Genomic DNA, 15,397 nt, shown 5'->3' on the forward strand with positions numbered 1-15,397 from the left:
CTTTGCATAAAAATATGCAAAGCATTAGATAAAACATTAGATGAATTATTCTGGGTAGATGAGGATTAACCTCATCTTCTAAGTATATCTTCCCATTGGTTATTCATTTTTTTAATTACATCTTCTTCATCAATAGTTAATAGTTTACCATCTTCTAGAAGTTGTTTACCTTGGCAATAAACACTGTCTATAGCTCTATCAGGCATACTAAAGACTAATGCTGAGAAGATATTATTAAGTGGAGTCATTTCTGCAATATTTTTATTAATTAATACAATATCAGCATCTTTACCAACTTCAAGGGTACCAATAATATCATCAAGACCTAAAGCCTTAGCACCATTAATTGTGGCCATTTCTAATATTTCATAAGGAGTTATTGATGCAGGTTTCATTGTTGAAACTGTAGAAAGCATAGCTGCAAGTCTCATTTCTTTTATCATTGATAAATTATTATTTGATGAAGCACCATCAGTACCTAAAGCTACATTGATACCCATTTTTTTATAGTGGCTTATTGGACAAATTCCTGATGCAAGCTTACAGTTGGATGATGGATTATGAACTACAGATACATTTTTACTCTTTAGTATTTCAAGTTCTTTATCGGAAAAGAATACACCATGCGCAACATATGTAGGTGTATCAAATACACCAATTGAATCAAGGTATTCAGCTGGTCTTAGTCCTGTTTGCTTAATACAATCATCAACTTCCTTTTGTGTTTCTGATAGGTGTGTATTAATATATAAACCATTATCTTTAGAGAATTTTGCAACCTTTTGATATGTTTTCTTTGTACAGGTATAGATAGCATGTGGAGCAGAATGACAAATGATTAAATCATCACCATTTTTCTCTTCTATTATTCTTTTATAGTTATAATTAATTCTTCTATCTGTTTCAGCTTCATCACCAAAGAAGGTAACAGAAATACAACCTCTAACACCTGCTTTCTTAACAGCCTCGATAGTTTTCCACTGTTGGAAATACATATCAGCAAAGGTAGTGGTTCCAGATTTTATCATTTCAGCAAGACCGTTTAATGAACCATAATAAATATCATCTTCATTAAGTTTATCTTCAATTGGAAATATTTCAGCAAGCCATGCTTGTAAATTTTCTTGACTGTCTTTGTAGTTTCTCATCAGTGTCATAGCTAAATGGGTATGAGCATTTACAAAGCTAGGAAGCGCAATAAAAGATGAGCAGTCTTTAATAATATCGGTTTCTCCTTGATAAGAAGGACCAACATAAGCAATTTTTTTGTCCTCAATTAAGATATCACCTTGGAAGAAATATTCTTTTTTAGTCATAGGAATGACTGTAACGTTTTTTAGAAGTGTTTTCATAATATCGATGATATTAAAAAGAAACGCTCCTAGCAAGGCTAGAAGCGTAGTTAAGGGGGATAAAGAAATATTATTTTGCAACAAGATTTCTCTTAATCTTTTTAGTAGTAGTCATATCCATTGGCTTATCAAGGATAGTAATCTTTTCAATCTTTTTATAAATCATTAATGTTGCATTTACTGCTTTTACAGTTGCTTCGATATCAGCTTTGATTTGTTCATCATCAAAACCCTTTTCCTTGTAGTAGTCCTTTGATGGATATATTACTGCTTCAATACATTCACAAGGTACATCCTTCTTCTGCTGGAATCCTCTAACAAGAATCTGCTCAACATTACTATAAGTTTGGAATGCATCCTCAATTTCCTCAGGATAAACATTCTTACCACCTTCAGTAACAATTAAGTTCTTTGCTCTACCTTTAAGGTATACATAGTTTTCACTATCCTTGTAACCAAGGTCACCTGTCTTAAGGTATCCATTTTCATCAAAGAGTTCCTTAGTATGCTCTTCATCTTTATAGTAACCTGGAGTAACATTTGGTCCTTTTACCCTAATTTCACCAATACCTTGGCTATCTGGATCAGCAATGATTAAATCCATCTGATTTAATACACGACCAACTGAATCAAGTTTAAAGTGCTTAATTGGGTTTAATGTTAATACAGGAGATGTCTCTGTTAAACCATAACCCTGTAAGAAGTCTAAGCCAAGTTGCTGATATTGCTTAAATACAGTTGGAGAAAGAGGACCTGCACCACAAATTAAAATTTTTGAGTGGTCAAGACCAAGGTTTGAAAGAATTTTCTTATTAAAGAAACCCTTTAAAGGAGCAACATGGAAGTACTTTTTGAAAAATCCATTAATCCACATTAATAACTTAATTAATCCATATGTGAAAGCACCTTTAGCTTGAACCTTCTTCATGATTCCAGCAAGAAGTTTGTTGTAAAGTAGTGGAATACCCATGAATACTGTTACACCACCTCTTTTAAGATCATTGATCATTAATGAAACAACGATACCATGACCAAATAGACAACTAGCACCATGCATAATTGTTTCAAGAAGAACTGTTGTACAGCAATAGGAGTGGTGGAGTGGAAGTAGGGCATATAAAACGTCATTTTCATCAACGCCCATGCCATCAGCAACTAAGTAAACATCACTAATGATATTTCTATTAGTAAGCATTGCACCCTTTTCATTACCAGTTGTTCCACTTGTGAATAGAATTGAAGCTAAGTCATTTTCACTAATTTTTACGTAGTCAATGATTTTGTCTGCTTTAACATTCATAACTGTCTCAATGTTCTCACAGTTTCCTGTTAAAGTAAGCTTTCCAAGTAATGAGTTATACCAAGCATTGTCAGCAGGGATTTTTGTATGAACATCGCCATCTGTAATAATAAAATTAGCATCAGCAAATTCTGCAAGCTTGAGCATTCTTTCAATTGGGAGCTGAGCATCTATTGGAACAACTACAGCACCTGCATAGTTAATAGCAAAATAAGAAATACCCCACTCAATTGAGTTCTTACCAGTTAATACAACCTTGTCACCCTTTTTAACTCCCTTTGAAGCTAAGTAGGAAGCTACATTCTGAATTCTTTCATGTACTTGAGTATAAGTTAATGCAATTTTTTTTGTTTTTTCAAAGACTGTAAAACAAGGTCTTTCAGGAAATCTTGAGAGGGTAATGTTAAACATTTCAGTGATAGTAGGCCACTCTCCTGTAAAGAATTTTCCTTGGTATGGCTCAAGTTCTTTAATAACTGTGCTCATTTTTTATCCTTCTTAAATAATTAAATATAACTAATGCCCTTATTTTTACAATCTAAGAGCATTTTGTCAATAATATCTTAATTATATGTCTGTAAAGGAAAAAAACAGGTAGTGATTATTCACTATTAGCAATTAAATATCCTTTTATCGTTATTTAAGCAGGTAATATCGTCATAAATGATGTCGGCTCCATGTTTGGCAAGACCTTCTCTATCTTTTGAACCAGTCATAAGACCAACAATGTAACCACAATTACCATTCTTACCAAAATCCATATCACTAGTTGCATCCCCGACAACACAAACTTCTTCAGGCTTTAAATTGAAGGTTGTGCAAAATTGTTTAATTGCTTCTGGATTTGGCTTTTTCTTACAGTTACTTTCCTTTGATCTTAAAAACTCAATATCATCTGTAATTCCCATCATCTTAAAGCAGGCACGAGCACTTTGAGTTGTATCATTAGTCACAACACCAATTTTGATATCATTTTCTGCTATGCGGTCCATTAAGTTTTGTACTGGGGTAAAATCAATGTTTTCAAGTTGTTCTTTTATCATGTCAGCTGGACGAAGCAGAGTCTTTTGCATCATTAAATAAAAAGAAAATGGATTAACTCTATGCTTAATGCAAAAACCTAAAAGCTTGAAAAATGCTCTTACAACCTTATGGTGGTTAAATACAATTCCATCTTTATATATATTATATTCATTATCTATACCAATAATTTGATATAAATGCTCTCTTGCTTCTTTACTGTCTTTGATATTTAAAGAAATAAAAACTGTCCTAATAACATTTTTAATAACAGGAGCCCATACCTGTACATAGTCATATAGGGTTCCATCTTTATCAAAAATAATACCTTTTATCTTGGTCCCTTCCATGGATTCAATAATTACATAAAATCATAGCTTTATGCTATAGTGAAGATAGGAGTATTTTGTGGTATATCATGAAAAAGCTTATGCTAAGGTAAATCTTGGCCTTCGAGTATTAAATAAACGTGATGATGGTTTTCATCCATTAAAGACTATTTTTCATAAAATTGATTTATATGACGAAATTTTAATTAATATTAATGAGTCAAATGAAACTCGAGTTTTAATTACAGGAAATGAAGAATACATAAACGGTGGTGTTGATTTAATGGAAAAGGCAGCACTATTGTTTAGTAGGTTTGCTAATAAAAACTTTGAAATTAAAATTAATATAAAGAAAAATCTTCCATTTCAAGCAGGTCTTGGAGGGGGATCTAGTGATGCTGCTACAGTATTACTTACCTTAAATAAACACTTTAATAATATCCTAAACAATGATGATATTATGGTATTAGGACTATCACTTGGTTCTGATGTGCCATTTTTCTTAACTGGATTTGATGCAGCTTATGGAGAAGGTAGAGGTGAAATATTAAAAGAAGTTGAGAGTGTAAATTATCCTGCTGTAATTTTAAAAAAGAATAGTGATAAGGTATCAACAAAAGAAGCATTTAGACTTTTAGATGAAAGAAAAGAAGTGTGTGATACTTTCCCTTCTTGGCCTTTGGAAATTAATAAGTGGCAAGCTGAGTTAATTAATGATTTTGACATTATTCAAAACATTAGAAAGGAAGATGAGTTTAAATTGTTAGCTAAAAAGGCAAGATACAATACAACTAGTGGTAGTGGAAGCTGTCAATTACTGGTCTTTTCAACAGAAGAGGAGGTAAATGAGTTCTTAAAAGTGCCTTCAAGTTATTTAATGTTAACAACAAAGTTAAAAAGCTCTTTACATAAAAATTAACTTTTGGTATCTTTATCATGTTTTGGGAAGTCGCCAAGTGGTTAAGGCTCTGGTTTTTGGTGCCGGCACCGTAGGTTCGAGTCCTGCCTTCCCAGCTTGAGGCCTGTTTAATTGCAGGCTTCTTTTTTTATCTTGTAAAAAAATATTTTTTTTACTATTATAGCAAAAGTGCTTGAAGCACACGAAAATAATCCATGGTAATTGGTATTTACCAATGAGAGTATAAGGAGAAAAAGATATGAGCGATGTTAAAAGCTTAGAAGCTCGCCTCAGAACTGAAGATTTCGGTTCAGCTGGTTCACGCCGTCTCGTTCGTGCAGGTTTCATTCCTGCAGTCATCTATGGTAAGCAGGAACCTGTTCACATTGTAATCAATGCAAAAGAGTTCATGATGAAGAAACACACATTCAGTGAATCAACTCTTATTTCATTGTTTGTAGATGGAACAGAACACAAGGTATTTGTTAAGACTTATCAGGAAGACCTTTTAAAGGGTATTGTTAAGCACGTTGACTTCTATGAAGTAACATTTGGTGTACTTGTTAAGACTCACGTAAGAGTTGAACTCACAGGAACTCCTAACGGTTGTAAGGCTGGTGGTGTTCTCGAGCAGGTTATCCATGAAGTTGAAATTGAGTGTTTCCCAAGACACCTCCCACAGGCTATTACAGCAGATGTATCTGCTCTTGAGATTAACGAAGGTATCAGAGTATCTGATCTCGTAGTACCTGCTGAAATCAAGGTATTAACAGATGCTAATGCAACTGTTGCAACAGTTAAGGGTGTTAAGGAAGAAGTAGCTCCTGCAGCAGATGATGCAGCAGCAGCAACAACAACTGAAGCAAAATAATGCTTGTAGTATTTGGTCTGGGCAATCCTGGAACTAAATACGAAGGAACTAGACACAATGTAGGAGTGGAAACACTTCTAAAGATGGCAGCGTACTATCAAGTTAGCTTGAAAAGGCGCTGCTTTTCTTCTTTTTCATCAGCAACTATTGGTGATGAGGTAAAGCTAGTTTTTCCTTTAACGTATATGAATGAATCAGGAAAAGTTGTCCCAAAAACAGTTAATGAAGGTGATGAAGTTATAGTTATCTCGGATCAGATGGATTTACCATGTGGTAAAATTAGACTTAAAAAAGGTGGTTCATCTGCAGGACATAACGGATTAAAGAGTATGCTTAGTTTTCTTCCAAATAACTTTACTAGAATGTATATTGGAGTTGGAAGACCTAAAGAGGGAGTGAGTGTACCTGATCATGTACTTTCAAAGTTTAGTGAAGAAGATAGAGCCTTAGTTGATAAAGCTGAAGAGAAAGCTGCATCAATTTTAGAAAGCTTAATTAAGGGTGAAGAGAGCTTTGCCATTCTACAAGGTCAAGCAAATAGCTGGAGTGCAATTTGACAAATCTCTATAGTGTTGTATCAACATATTTATTAGTCCATAATATTGATAAAACTGAAAGACTTTATGTTGCTTTTAGCGGTGGTTCTGATAGCTTAGCACTTCTTTCTGTTCTCTCTAGTATTATGGCAACAAAGCCTATTGCTGTATATGTTGATCACAACATTAGGTCTCGTGAAGAACTTGATAGAGAAATTATCAAAAATAAAGAAAACTGCGATAAACTTGGTGTTAAATTGCTAATTCATACCCTCGAAGAAGGTGAAATTGAAGCACTATGTAAAAAGGAAAAGATTACAGTTGAAGCATCAGCAAGATCATTGAGATACTCTTTTTTTGATAATCTTGATTCCTATGTAGTAACTGCCCACAATAAAGACGATCAAGAGGAATCTGTTTTTATGAAATTATTAACAGGTTCAACTTTTCAATCACTTTCTGCAATAAAAAGTAAAAGAGGAAAGTATCTTAGACCTTTAATTAGTGTAACAAAGGCTGAAATTGAAGCTTATTGCAGAGAAAATAACTTATCTTATTCTTCTGACTCAACTAACTCTGAGCTATTTTGTTTAAGAAATAAAATTAGGCACTTAGTAATGCCAACTTTAAGTAGTGATATTAAAGAGAGTTTATTTAATATTTCTCAAAATGTTGAAGCCTTTTTAAATCGAATTGAGATTATTTCCTTTCAAGACTATGTTCTATACAAAACTATAAATCGTAGTTTACTAATTAATGCACTTCCGCTTCAAAGAGATATTTCATTAATTAATTTACTTTCTCAATTTACTTCAAGAAGAATTACAAAAGGGGAACTTGATAGTTTTTACTTAAATTCAATAACAAAGAGAAGCTTTGAAACAAATGACTACATTGTTACATTCAAAGATGATGTAATTAGGGTTTATCCTCCAAACTTTTATTTTTCTACAAAACTTTCTTTAAATAAAGAATTTATGAATTGTATTTTTTGTAAAAGTGATGGTAAGGACTCATTACTTTTACCAAATGAAGATTTACTTATTCGAGTATCTGAAGAAGGTGATGAGATAGAAACAAAGGATAAAAAAGTAAAGGTAAAAGAATTACTTAGCTCTATGAAAATACCTTATTGCTTTGTTGTATGTTCAAAAAGTGAAATTGTTGGTGTATTTGCTAAGTGTTTTGGGGGTAAAAATAGAATTTCAAGGCGCTTAATTTGTGGTAATTGGCAGCTTTTACCACGTTATGATGTGATTTGTAAAACCTTGCTTGAATGTTGATACATATTTCTTTATATTAAGAATAATATTATTTTTAAAGGTATGATAATGGACGAAAATAAAGATAAAGAACCGATAAACGATCAAAAGCCTAGTGAAAGTGAAAAGGATAAAACTCCTACACAAAACACTGAGGGGGAAGATAAAAATAAGAAAAAAAAGAAAGATAATGTTTACGACCAATATAAATATTGGGGAAGTGAAAAAGGGGATGATGGTAAACTAAAGGGTGGTCCAAAGGGAAAACTTACTTTATTTATCTTCATTGCTCTCATTCTTAGCTTTGGATTTTTATTTTTCAACGAATCAAGGATGGCTAAACCTCAAGAGGTTACCTATACAACTTTCGTAAAGGCTGTTGAAAATGGTAGTGTTTTAAAGGCTGATATAAAGGACGAATCCCAAGTAACATTTACAACCCTAAATGGAACTACTGCTACTTGTAGAATACCTTACTATGATTCAAAGCTTCTTGATTTACTAAAAGAGAATAATGTTGAAGTAGTTGGTTCTGTACAAGGAGTTTCCTTCTTATACATATTCTTACAGCTTTTCCCTTGGTTAATCTTTGGCTTTATTATGTTCAACCTCTACCGCCAAACTGGTGCAGCTGGTGGAAAAGGTATGATGGGTTCTCTTGGTAAGAGTAATGCTCATCAATATAATTCTAAGGATAAAAAGGTTACATTTAATGATGTTGCAGGTCAAAAGGAAAGTAAGTATGAGCTACAGGAAGTTGTAGACTTTCTAAAGAACCCTGAAAGATTTGCAAAAATTGGTGCAAGAATTCCTAAGGGTGTACTTTTAGTAGGTCCTCCTGGAACTGGTAAAACTTTACTTGCGCGTGCTGTTGCTGGTGAAGCAGGTGTAAATTTCTTCCATACCTCTGGTTCTGACTTCGTTGAAATGTTTGTAGGTATGGGTGCTGCACGTGTAAGAGATTTATTTGAAACTGGTAGAAAGAATGCACCATGTATCCTCTTTATTGATGAACTTGATGCAGTTGGTCGTTCACGTGGTAGTGGCCTTGGTGGCGGACACGATGAAAGAGAGCAAACTCTTAACCAGATTCTTGTTGAAATGGATGGATTCTCTTCTGATCCAGGAGTTATCGTAATTGCTGCTACAAACCGTCCTGATGTATTGGACCCTGCACTTCTTCGTCCTGGTCGTTTTGACCGTCAAGTTGTTGTTGACCTTCCAGATGTTCAAGAGAGACTTGATATTTTACGTATCCACTCAAAGAAAGTTAAGTGTGATGACCAAATCGATCTTGAGAGAATTGCAAAAGCAACCCCAGGTTCATCTGGTGCTGATTTAGCAAACCTTGTTAATGAAGCTGCACTCTTTGCCGCAAGAGACAAGAGAGAAACTGTTTCAATGGCTGATTTCGAGAAGGCTCGGGATAAGATTATCTTAGGTGTTGCACGTGAAAGTAGATTTATGACAGCTGATGAGAAGAAGGCAACTGCTTACCATGAAGCAGGCCATACTTTACTTCACTACTACTTAAAGTATACAGATCCTCTCCATAAGGTTACTATTATCCCTCATGGTAGAGCACTTGGTCTTACAATATCACTGCCTGAGAAGGATCAATATACATTAAGAAAGGGGTACCTTTTAGATAGGATTGTAATTTGTATGGGTGGTTATGTTGCTGAAGATATTGTATATGGCGAAACAACTACTGGTACAAGTAACGATATTAAACAAGCAACTGATCTTGCTCATAGAATGGTAACTGAGTGGGGTATGAGTGATCTTGGATTTATTTCTCTAGCAAGTGAAGGTGAACCTCTATTCTTAGGCCGTGAAATTACTCAGAAAAAAGATTTCTCTGATCAAACAGCAACTAGAATTGATGAAGAAGTACAAAAGATTTTATCATCTTGTATGGCTACTTGTCGTGATATCCTTACAACTCATCGTGATCAACTTGATAAGTTAACAGATGAGCTTTGTGAGAAGGAAACTCTTGATGATAGTGAAATTAGAGTACTTCTTGGTTTTGAACCACTAAAAAGTGAAAGTGAGTTAGTTTAAAAAATGGATATTAAACATAAAAGAAATTTCTGTATCATTGCTCATATCGACCATGGTAAGAGTACTCTTGCTGATAGATTTATCGAAAAGGCTCGTCTTGTTACAACAAGAGGGCCTATGGGTACTCAGCTTCTTGATAATATGGATATCGAAAAGGAGAGAGGAATTACCATTAAAAGCCAAGCTGTTACAATTCCTTATACAGCAAAAAATGGTGAAGAGTATGAACTTAATCTTGTAGATACTCCGGGACACGTAGACTTTACCTATGAAGTAAGCCGTGCTATTTCCTCTTGTGAAGGTGCTCTTTTGTTAATTGATGCCTCTCAAGGTGTTGAAGCACAAACTCTAGCAAATCTATATCTTGCCATGGAGCATAACTTGGAAGTTATTCCAGTTATCAACAAAATTGACCTTCCTAGTGCAGATATCCCAGCATGCTTACATCAAATTGACCATGACCTTGGTTTAGATCCTGACATGGCTTGCTATGTTTCTGCAAAGACAGGTGAAGGTGTTGATACTCTTTATGAAGCTATTGTAAATAATATTCCATCACCTGAAGGAAAGGATACAGATCCATTGAAGGCTTTAATCTTTGATAGCCACTATGATCCTTATAGAGGTGTAATAGTTCACTGTCGTCTTTTCTCTGGTACTCTTAAAACTGGTGATGAAATTAAATTTATGCACTCTGATGCTGTGTATAAGGTTGAAGACTGTGGAATTTTCCAGTTACAACTTGTTACTAAGGGTGAATTAAAAGCTGGTGATGTAGGATACTTTATTGCAGGTATTAAGACAATTAGTGATATCAGAGTTGGTGATACTGTAACGGGAATTAAAAATCCAGCAGATAAACCACTAGAAGGCTTTAAGGAAGTTAAGCCTGTAGTCTTTTCGTCAATCTATCCTGTTGATAGTAATGACTATGAAGAGCTACAGGAAGCAATTGAACGCTTAAAGCTTAATGATGCATCACTTGTATATGAAAAGGATAATTCTGCTGCTTTAGGTTTTGGCTTTAGATGTGGATTCTTAGGTATGCTTCACCTTGAAGTAATTCAAGAAAGAATTGAAAGAGAATTTGATCTTTCAATTGTCTTTACTTCTCCATCTGTAAGATACATCGTTCATATGAAGAATGGTGAAACTCTCTACATTGATAACCCACTTGAGTATCCTGAGGTAATGCGAATTGATTACTCAGAAGAGCCTTATATTCAAGCTAATATTATTACACCAACTCAATTCGTTGGTCCTATTATCTCTCTTTGTCTTGAAAAGAGAGGTGTGCAAACTTCAATGAATTATCTTGATGAGAAGAGAGTTGAGCTTGTCTATGAAATGCCACTTGCAGAGGTTCTCTTTGACTTCTATGATCGCTTAAAGAGTATCTCAAGAGGATATGCTTCCTTTGACTATGAAGTCATTGGATATAAGAAGACGGATTTAGTTCGCTTAGATATCTTAGTTAACTCAGAACCAGTTGATGCTCTATCGCAGTTAGTTTTTAAAGATAATGCACAATCTAGAGGTAGAATTGTTTGTGAACGCTTAAAGGATGAAATTCCTAGACAGCAATTTAAGATTGCAATTCAAGGTGCTATTGGAGGAAATATTATTTCTCGTGAGACTATTTCTGCTTACCGAAAGGATGTAACTGCTAAGTGTTATGGTGGTGATATCTCAAGAAAGAGAAAACTCCTTGAAAAGCAGAAGGAAGGTAAGAAGAGAATGAAGATGGTTGGTAATGTTGAAATTCCACAGCAGGCCTTCCTAGCAGTATTAAAAACTAACGAAGATAAACAATAAAATATTTGCCACCATTTGGTGGCAATTGTTTTACTTCAGCTTATCTTGGAATTCTGTAATATTTTTATTAGTTCCACATATATACATGCTATCGGAAGAGTAAAGCATCGTTTTTGGTGTAATATTACCTGTAGCTTTACCATCGTGTACGATAGCAATTAAGTTAAGGTTGTATTTCTTTCTTAAGTTAATTTCTTCAACTGTCTTTGAATCAAAGATATATGGAACCTTCATCTGAATAATAGAAAAATCATCAGAAAGTGGAAGAATATCCTCTGTAAGTGCATTAGTAACTGAATAGGCTAAGCGCTTTGCAATATCGATTTCAGGGAAGATTATTTCTGCACCAATTTTTTCTAGAATCTTTGCATGGTCATCGCTATTTGCTTTACAGACAACTCTTTTAACTCCGAGTTCAATTGCATTTAGTGCAGCAAGAATACTTGCTTCAATATCTTTACCAATACCAATTACTACTACATCAGCATCATTAAGTCCACACTCTGCTAGGGATTCCTTGTTAATACTATTCATAATATAAACATCGGCACCTAATTTGCTAATTGACTCTAATACTGTCTCATCCTTATCAATTGCTATTACCGACTGCCCTAATTCAAGAAGTGTTTTTGCAACTTGGTATCCAAATCTACCAAGTCCAATTACAGCAAATGTTCTATAATTTTTCATCCTACTATTACCTTTCCCTCTAGATAATTTACATGTTTTATATCAGTAGCAATACAACTAAGTATAGTGAGTATTCCTACACGACCAATATACATAAGCAAAATAATTATAATCTTACTCAAAGGAGAAAGCAATACAGTGATATTTTGGCTAAGTCCTACAGTTGCTAGTGCACTAGTTACTTCATAAAATAATGCAGAGAGTGGAATGTCTGGTTCAATAAATGCTAAAATAATACAGGAAATAAAGATTGTAAGAATAGCAAATAAAAAGATAAATAAAGCTTTAATAATAGTATCCTTACTAATAAATCGTTTAAAAGCAATGAAATCTTTTCCTCTCAAAATTGAAAGACTTGAGCCTAAAGCTGTAAATAATGTTGTTGTTTTAATACCACCACCAGTTGAACATGGAGATGCACCAATAAACATTAATAAAATTGTTAATAGGTATGCTCTAGGTGTTAGTAGGCTTTGGTCAAAGGAACAGAACCCCGCTGTTCTAGTTGTTACAGCTTGAAAGAAGGCTTCAAGAGGAGAAAGCTTTTGAGTTAAAATAAAACCAAGTGTTCCTAATAATAATAAAATAGCTGTAACAAGTAATACTATTTTTGAGTGAATACTCAATCTTATTCTCTTTCCCTTCTTTGTAAGTAACTCCTTTAATACAATAAAGCCAAGACCACCAACAATAATTAAAAATGAAACTGTAAGCAGTACTACTGGGTTATCATGGTAATTAATTAAAGAAGTTCCAAATAAATCAAAGCCCGCATTATTAAAAGCTGATACAGATGTAAAGAGTGCTATGAAAATTCCTTTTATTCCAAAGTCTTTAAAAAACGGAAAGGCTAGGGCAATAGCTCCAATAACTTCACAAATAAGTGTTGTTAATATTACGAACTTAATAATAGTTTTAATATTTGTTCTGTTATCAAGGCCGAAAGATTCACGAATTAGAAGTTTGTTTTTAAATGATAAATTACCATTTGTAACTGTAATAATGCTTACAAGTAAAAGAGCGTATCCTAGGCCTCCAATTTGAAATAGAGACATTAATACAATTTGTCCGAAGGTTGTTAGCGTAACTGAAACATCTATTGGAGATAGTCCTGTTACGCAAACTGCTGAGGTTGCGACAAATAATGCATCTAAAAATTTAATATTTTCATTTGATGAAATAGGAAGTAATAGTAATATTGTTCCAATTACTATTAAGGATACAAAACCCATAGCAAGTAAAAAGGAAGATGGTATTTTCTTAATTCTTTGTCTTAATTTTGAAATATCCATAGATTTAATTATAACTTTTTTTCTTTCATTGTTTAAGTCTGATATTGTTAATTAAAAAAAAGTAGTTAAAATAGAAAAATAAGAGGTTTTTATGGGTACACAAATTGATAAGTTTGGAACACTAAGTGATGGAAGAGAAGTTGATAAAATAACTATTAAAGATGGATCTTGTGAAGTTTCAATATTAACATTGGGTGCAATTTTGCAATCATTTAAATATACACTTTCAGATAATAGTGTTCGCCAGGTTATCTCAGGTAGTGATGAGCTTGACAGTTATGTTGATGATTCAACATATAAGGGGCAGATTGTAGCTCCATTTGCTAATAGAATCAGAAACGCAGAGTTTAATCTTAATGGTATTAAATATACATTAGATAAGAATAATGGTAAGAATAATCTTCATAGTGGAAGTGCTAATACTGGCTACCAAATTTGGAATGTACTATTTCAAACACCTAATGGGGTTGTATTAAATACCTCTACAAGGGATGGGGAGGGTGGCTTTCCTGGAAACATTGGAATAACAGTAAAATATACTCTAACTAATAATACTCTCTCAATTAGCTATACAATGAGTAGTGATAGAGACTGTGTAGTTAATCCTACTAACCATGCATACTTTAATTTAAATGGTGAAAACTGTGATGCAAGAGAGATGAGTATATTAATTGATGCAGATAAATATACAAGAACAGATAGTGAATTAATACCTCTTTCTATTGATAATGTTGATTCTGACTACGATTTTAGAACACTCAGAAAAATTAATGCTAAACGTAATGGTATTTACGATACTTGTTTTGTACTTAACTCTGGAAGAGCTGCAGTTGTAAGAGGAGAGGATTTAGAAATGGTTGTAACAACTGACCGCCCATGTATCCAGCTCTATACAGGAGAATTCTTCTCCTCTAAAGCATCAAGAGGTAAAGGAGATGCATTTGCTGCAATTGCTCTAGAAACTAGCTCCCACATTGATCCAATGAATTGTGGAAGATTAAATGATGTTTTGTTGAAAAAGGGTGAAGTATTTAGATCTCAAACAGATTACTCTCTTAAGGAGATAAAGAAATGAATGTTAAGTTAATTGGTATTACAGGTGGCTCTGGTAGTGGTAAGAGTACTGTTGTAAAGAAAATTTCTGAAGCACACCATGATAGTGTTTGTATTGCACAGGATAACTACTATAAGAGTGCAGCTTTTGTAAATAATCATAATATTACTGCATTTAACTTTGACCATCCTGATGCCTTTGATATGGATTTAATGCTTCAAAACCTTATTGATTTAAAGAATGGTAAAGCTATTGATATGCCTCAATACGACTTCGTAAATCATAGAAGAAAGGAGGAAACACTTCACATTGAACCTAAAACAATCATTATTGTTGATGGTCTTATGGTTTTGTATGATAAGAGAATTAGAGATTTACTTGATTTGAAGCTCTATGTAGATACTCCATCTGATATTCGTTTCGTACGTCGTTTACAACGTGATATTAAGGAAAGAGGTAGAACTGTTGAATCAGTAGTTGAACAATATATTAATGTTGTACGTCCTGGACACTTTAATTTTATTGAACCATGTAAGGAGTTTGCTGATTTAATTATTCCTGAGGGTGGTTATAATGAGCATGCACTGGATGTAATTATTAAATACATTCAAACAGTTGCAAACCAACTTTAATCTTTCTTTTTAAAAACTATATAATCCTTTTTTATTTGTTCAAACGAAAAGCTTTCTGGGACATTATCAACACCTCCTAGGAAGCTTTTTCTACATCTTCCTATTCTAGCAAATCCTAAAATAGTACCCTTTATTATTCCATGCTTTTCAACAGCTTTAACGAAGTATTCACTACATGTTGGAATGTATCGACACTTACCATGACCCATGATTGGTGATAGATATAATCTATAAAAGTAAACTGGGATTAAAAATATCTGGGTCAATATTTTCTTCATA

General features: G+C 33.6%; 14 protein-coding genes and 1 tRNA gene. 9 read left to right on the top strand and 6 right to left on the bottom strand.

The window, feature by feature from the left end; genetic code table 11:
* Window positions 1-71: 71 nt before the first annotated feature.
* The 3 genes from SOY52_RS02580 to SOY52_RS02590 all read right to left on the bottom strand — a co-directional run bounded on the left by SOY52_RS02580 (window position 72) and on the right by SOY52_RS02590 (window position 4,022).
* Entirely contained in the window at window positions 72-1,352 is a 1,281-nt protein-coding gene (locus SOY52_RS02580) for an amidohydrolase (protein ID WP_320847423.1), read from the bottom strand.
* A 70-nt stretch (window positions 1,353-1,422) separates the two neighbouring features.
* Window positions 1,423-3,138 (bottom strand): AMP-binding protein, encoded by a 1,716-nt coding sequence (locus tag SOY52_RS02585; RefSeq protein ID WP_320847424.1) that lies wholly within the window; start codon window positions 3,136-3,138, stop codon window positions 1,423-1,425.
* A gap of 125 nt (window positions 3,139-3,263) precedes the next feature.
* Window positions 3,264-4,022, bottom strand: coding sequence for an HAD family hydrolase (locus tag SOY52_RS02590; RefSeq protein WP_320847425.1), 759 nt, complete (start codon window positions 4,020-4,022; stop codon window positions 3,264-3,266).
* Between the two features lie 58 nt (window positions 4,023-4,080).
* Between SOY52_RS02590 and ispE the strand changes: the two genes are divergently transcribed.
* From ispE to lepA, 7 genes are all read left to right on the top strand, one after another.
* Window positions 4,081-4,920 carry a 4-(cytidine 5'-diphospho)-2-C-methyl-D-erythritol kinase gene (ispE, locus tag SOY52_RS02595; protein WP_320847426.1) on the top strand — a complete coding sequence of 280 codons (840 nt, stop codon included), beginning with the start codon at window positions 4,081-4,083 and terminating at the stop codon, window positions 4,918-4,920.
* A 23-nt stretch (window positions 4,921-4,943) separates the two neighbouring features.
* Window positions 4,944-5,015, top strand: a tRNA-Gln gene (locus SOY52_RS02600).
* Window positions 5,016-5,158: 143 nt separating this feature from the next.
* Window positions 5,159-5,770, top strand: a complete 612-nt coding sequence (locus SOY52_RS02605) for a 50S ribosomal protein L25 (protein ID WP_320847427.1) — start codon at window positions 5,159-5,161, stop codon at window positions 5,768-5,770.
* A complete protein-coding gene (gene pth, locus SOY52_RS02610) occupies window positions 5,770-6,327 on the top strand; it encodes an aminoacyl-tRNA hydrolase (protein WP_320847428.1) in 558 nt (185 codons plus the stop codon). The genes SOY52_RS02605 and pth overlap by 1 nt, the downstream gene beginning before the upstream one ends.
* Window positions 6,324-7,589 (top strand): tRNA lysidine(34) synthetase TilS, encoded by a 1,266-nt coding sequence (gene tilS / locus SOY52_RS02615; protein ID WP_320847429.1) that lies wholly within the window; start codon window positions 6,324-6,326, stop codon window positions 7,587-7,589. Before pth ends, tilS begins: the two co-directional genes overlap by 4 nt.
* A gap of 48 nt (window positions 7,590-7,637) precedes the next feature.
* On the top strand, window positions 7,638-9,635 hold the full coding sequence (gene ftsH / locus SOY52_RS02620; protein WP_320847430.1) for an ATP-dependent zinc metalloprotease FtsH: 1,998 nt from the start codon (window positions 7,638-7,640) through the stop codon (window positions 9,633-9,635).
* Between the two features lie 3 nt (window positions 9,636-9,638).
* Complete coding sequence (gene lepA, locus SOY52_RS02625) at window positions 9,639-11,450, top strand: translation elongation factor 4 (RefSeq protein ID WP_320847431.1); 1,812 nt, start codon at window positions 9,639-9,641, stop codon at window positions 11,448-11,450.
* Between the two features lie 30 nt (window positions 11,451-11,480).
* Here the strand turns inward: lepA and SOY52_RS02630 are convergent, their stop codons facing one another.
* Together SOY52_RS02630 and SOY52_RS02635 are read right to left on the bottom strand one after the other, a co-directional pair.
* Entirely contained in the window at window positions 11,481-12,140 is a 660-nt protein-coding gene (locus SOY52_RS02630; protein WP_320847432.1) for a TrkA family potassium uptake protein, read from the bottom strand.
* Window positions 12,137-13,432, bottom strand: coding sequence for a TrkH family potassium uptake protein (locus SOY52_RS02635; protein WP_320847433.1), 1,296 nt, complete (start codon window positions 13,430-13,432; stop codon window positions 12,137-12,139). Before SOY52_RS02635 ends, SOY52_RS02630 begins: the two co-directional genes overlap by 4 nt.
* Before the next feature lie 91 nt (window positions 13,433-13,523).
* On the opposite strand from SOY52_RS02635, the gene SOY52_RS02640 reads away from it, so the two are divergent.
* Window positions 13,524-14,507, top strand: a complete 984-nt coding sequence (locus tag SOY52_RS02640) for an aldose epimerase family protein (protein ID WP_320847434.1) — start codon at window positions 13,524-13,526, stop codon at window positions 14,505-14,507.
* Window positions 14,504-15,118 carry a uridine kinase gene (gene udk / locus SOY52_RS02645; RefSeq protein WP_320847435.1) on the top strand — a complete coding sequence of 205 codons (615 nt, stop codon included), beginning with the start codon at window positions 14,504-14,506 and terminating at the stop codon, window positions 15,116-15,118. The genes SOY52_RS02640 and udk overlap by 4 nt, the downstream gene beginning before the upstream one ends.
* On the opposite strand, the gene yidD is transcribed toward udk, so the two are convergent.
* Complete coding sequence (gene yidD / locus SOY52_RS02650) at window positions 15,115-15,396, bottom strand: membrane protein insertion efficiency factor YidD (RefSeq protein WP_320847436.1); 282 nt, start codon at window positions 15,394-15,396, stop codon at window positions 15,115-15,117. The genes udk and yidD overlap by 4 nt on opposite strands.
* Between the last annotated feature and the right edge of the window lies 1 nt (window position 15,397).

The sequence above is a fragment of the Bullifex sp. genome, assembly GCF_034103065.1.
In the GTDB taxonomy this organism is placed as follows: domain Bacteria; phylum Spirochaetota; class Spirochaetia; order Sphaerochaetales; family Sphaerochaetaceae; genus Bullifex.

Bases quoted from the DNA above. Each gene is read 5' to 3' on its own strand.
- SOY52_RS02580 (WP_320847423.1), bottom strand. From the start codon at position 1,352: ATGAAAACACTTCTAAAAAACGTTACAGTCATTCCTATGACTAAAAAA.
- SOY52_RS02585 (WP_320847424.1), bottom strand. From the start codon at position 3,138: ATGAGCACAGTTATTAAAGAACTTGAGCCATACCAAGGAAAATTCTTT.
- SOY52_RS02590 (WP_320847425.1), bottom strand. From the start codon at position 4,022: ATGGAAGGGACCAAGATAAAAGGTATTATTTTTGATAAAGATGGAACC.
- SOY52_RS02605 (WP_320847427.1), top strand. From the start codon at position 5,159: ATGAGCGATGTTAAAAGCTTAGAAGCTCGCCTCAGAACTGAAGATTTC.
- pth (WP_320847428.1), top strand. From the start codon at position 5,770: ATGCTTGTAGTATTTGGTCTGGGCAATCCTGGAACTAAATACGAAGGA.
- ftsH (WP_320847430.1), top strand. From the start codon at position 7,638: ATGGACGAAAATAAAGATAAAGAACCGATAAACGATCAAAAGCCTAGT.
- lepA (WP_320847431.1), top strand. From the start codon at position 9,639: ATGGATATTAAACATAAAAGAAATTTCTGTATCATTGCTCATATCGAC.
- SOY52_RS02630 (WP_320847432.1), bottom strand. From the start codon at position 12,140: ATGAAAAATTATAGAACATTTGCTGTAATTGGACTTGGTAGATTTGGA.
- SOY52_RS02635 (WP_320847433.1), bottom strand. From the start codon at position 13,432: ATGGATATTTCAAAATTAAGACAAAGAATTAAGAAAATACCATCTTCC.
- SOY52_RS02640 (WP_320847434.1), top strand. From the start codon at position 13,524: ATGGGTACACAAATTGATAAGTTTGGAACACTAAGTGATGGAAGAGAA.
- udk (WP_320847435.1), top strand. From the start codon at position 14,504: ATGAATGTTAAGTTAATTGGTATTACAGGTGGCTCTGGTAGTGGTAAG.
- yidD (WP_320847436.1), bottom strand. From the start codon at position 15,396: ATGAAGAAAATATTGACCCAGATATTTTTAATCCCAGTTTACTTTTAT.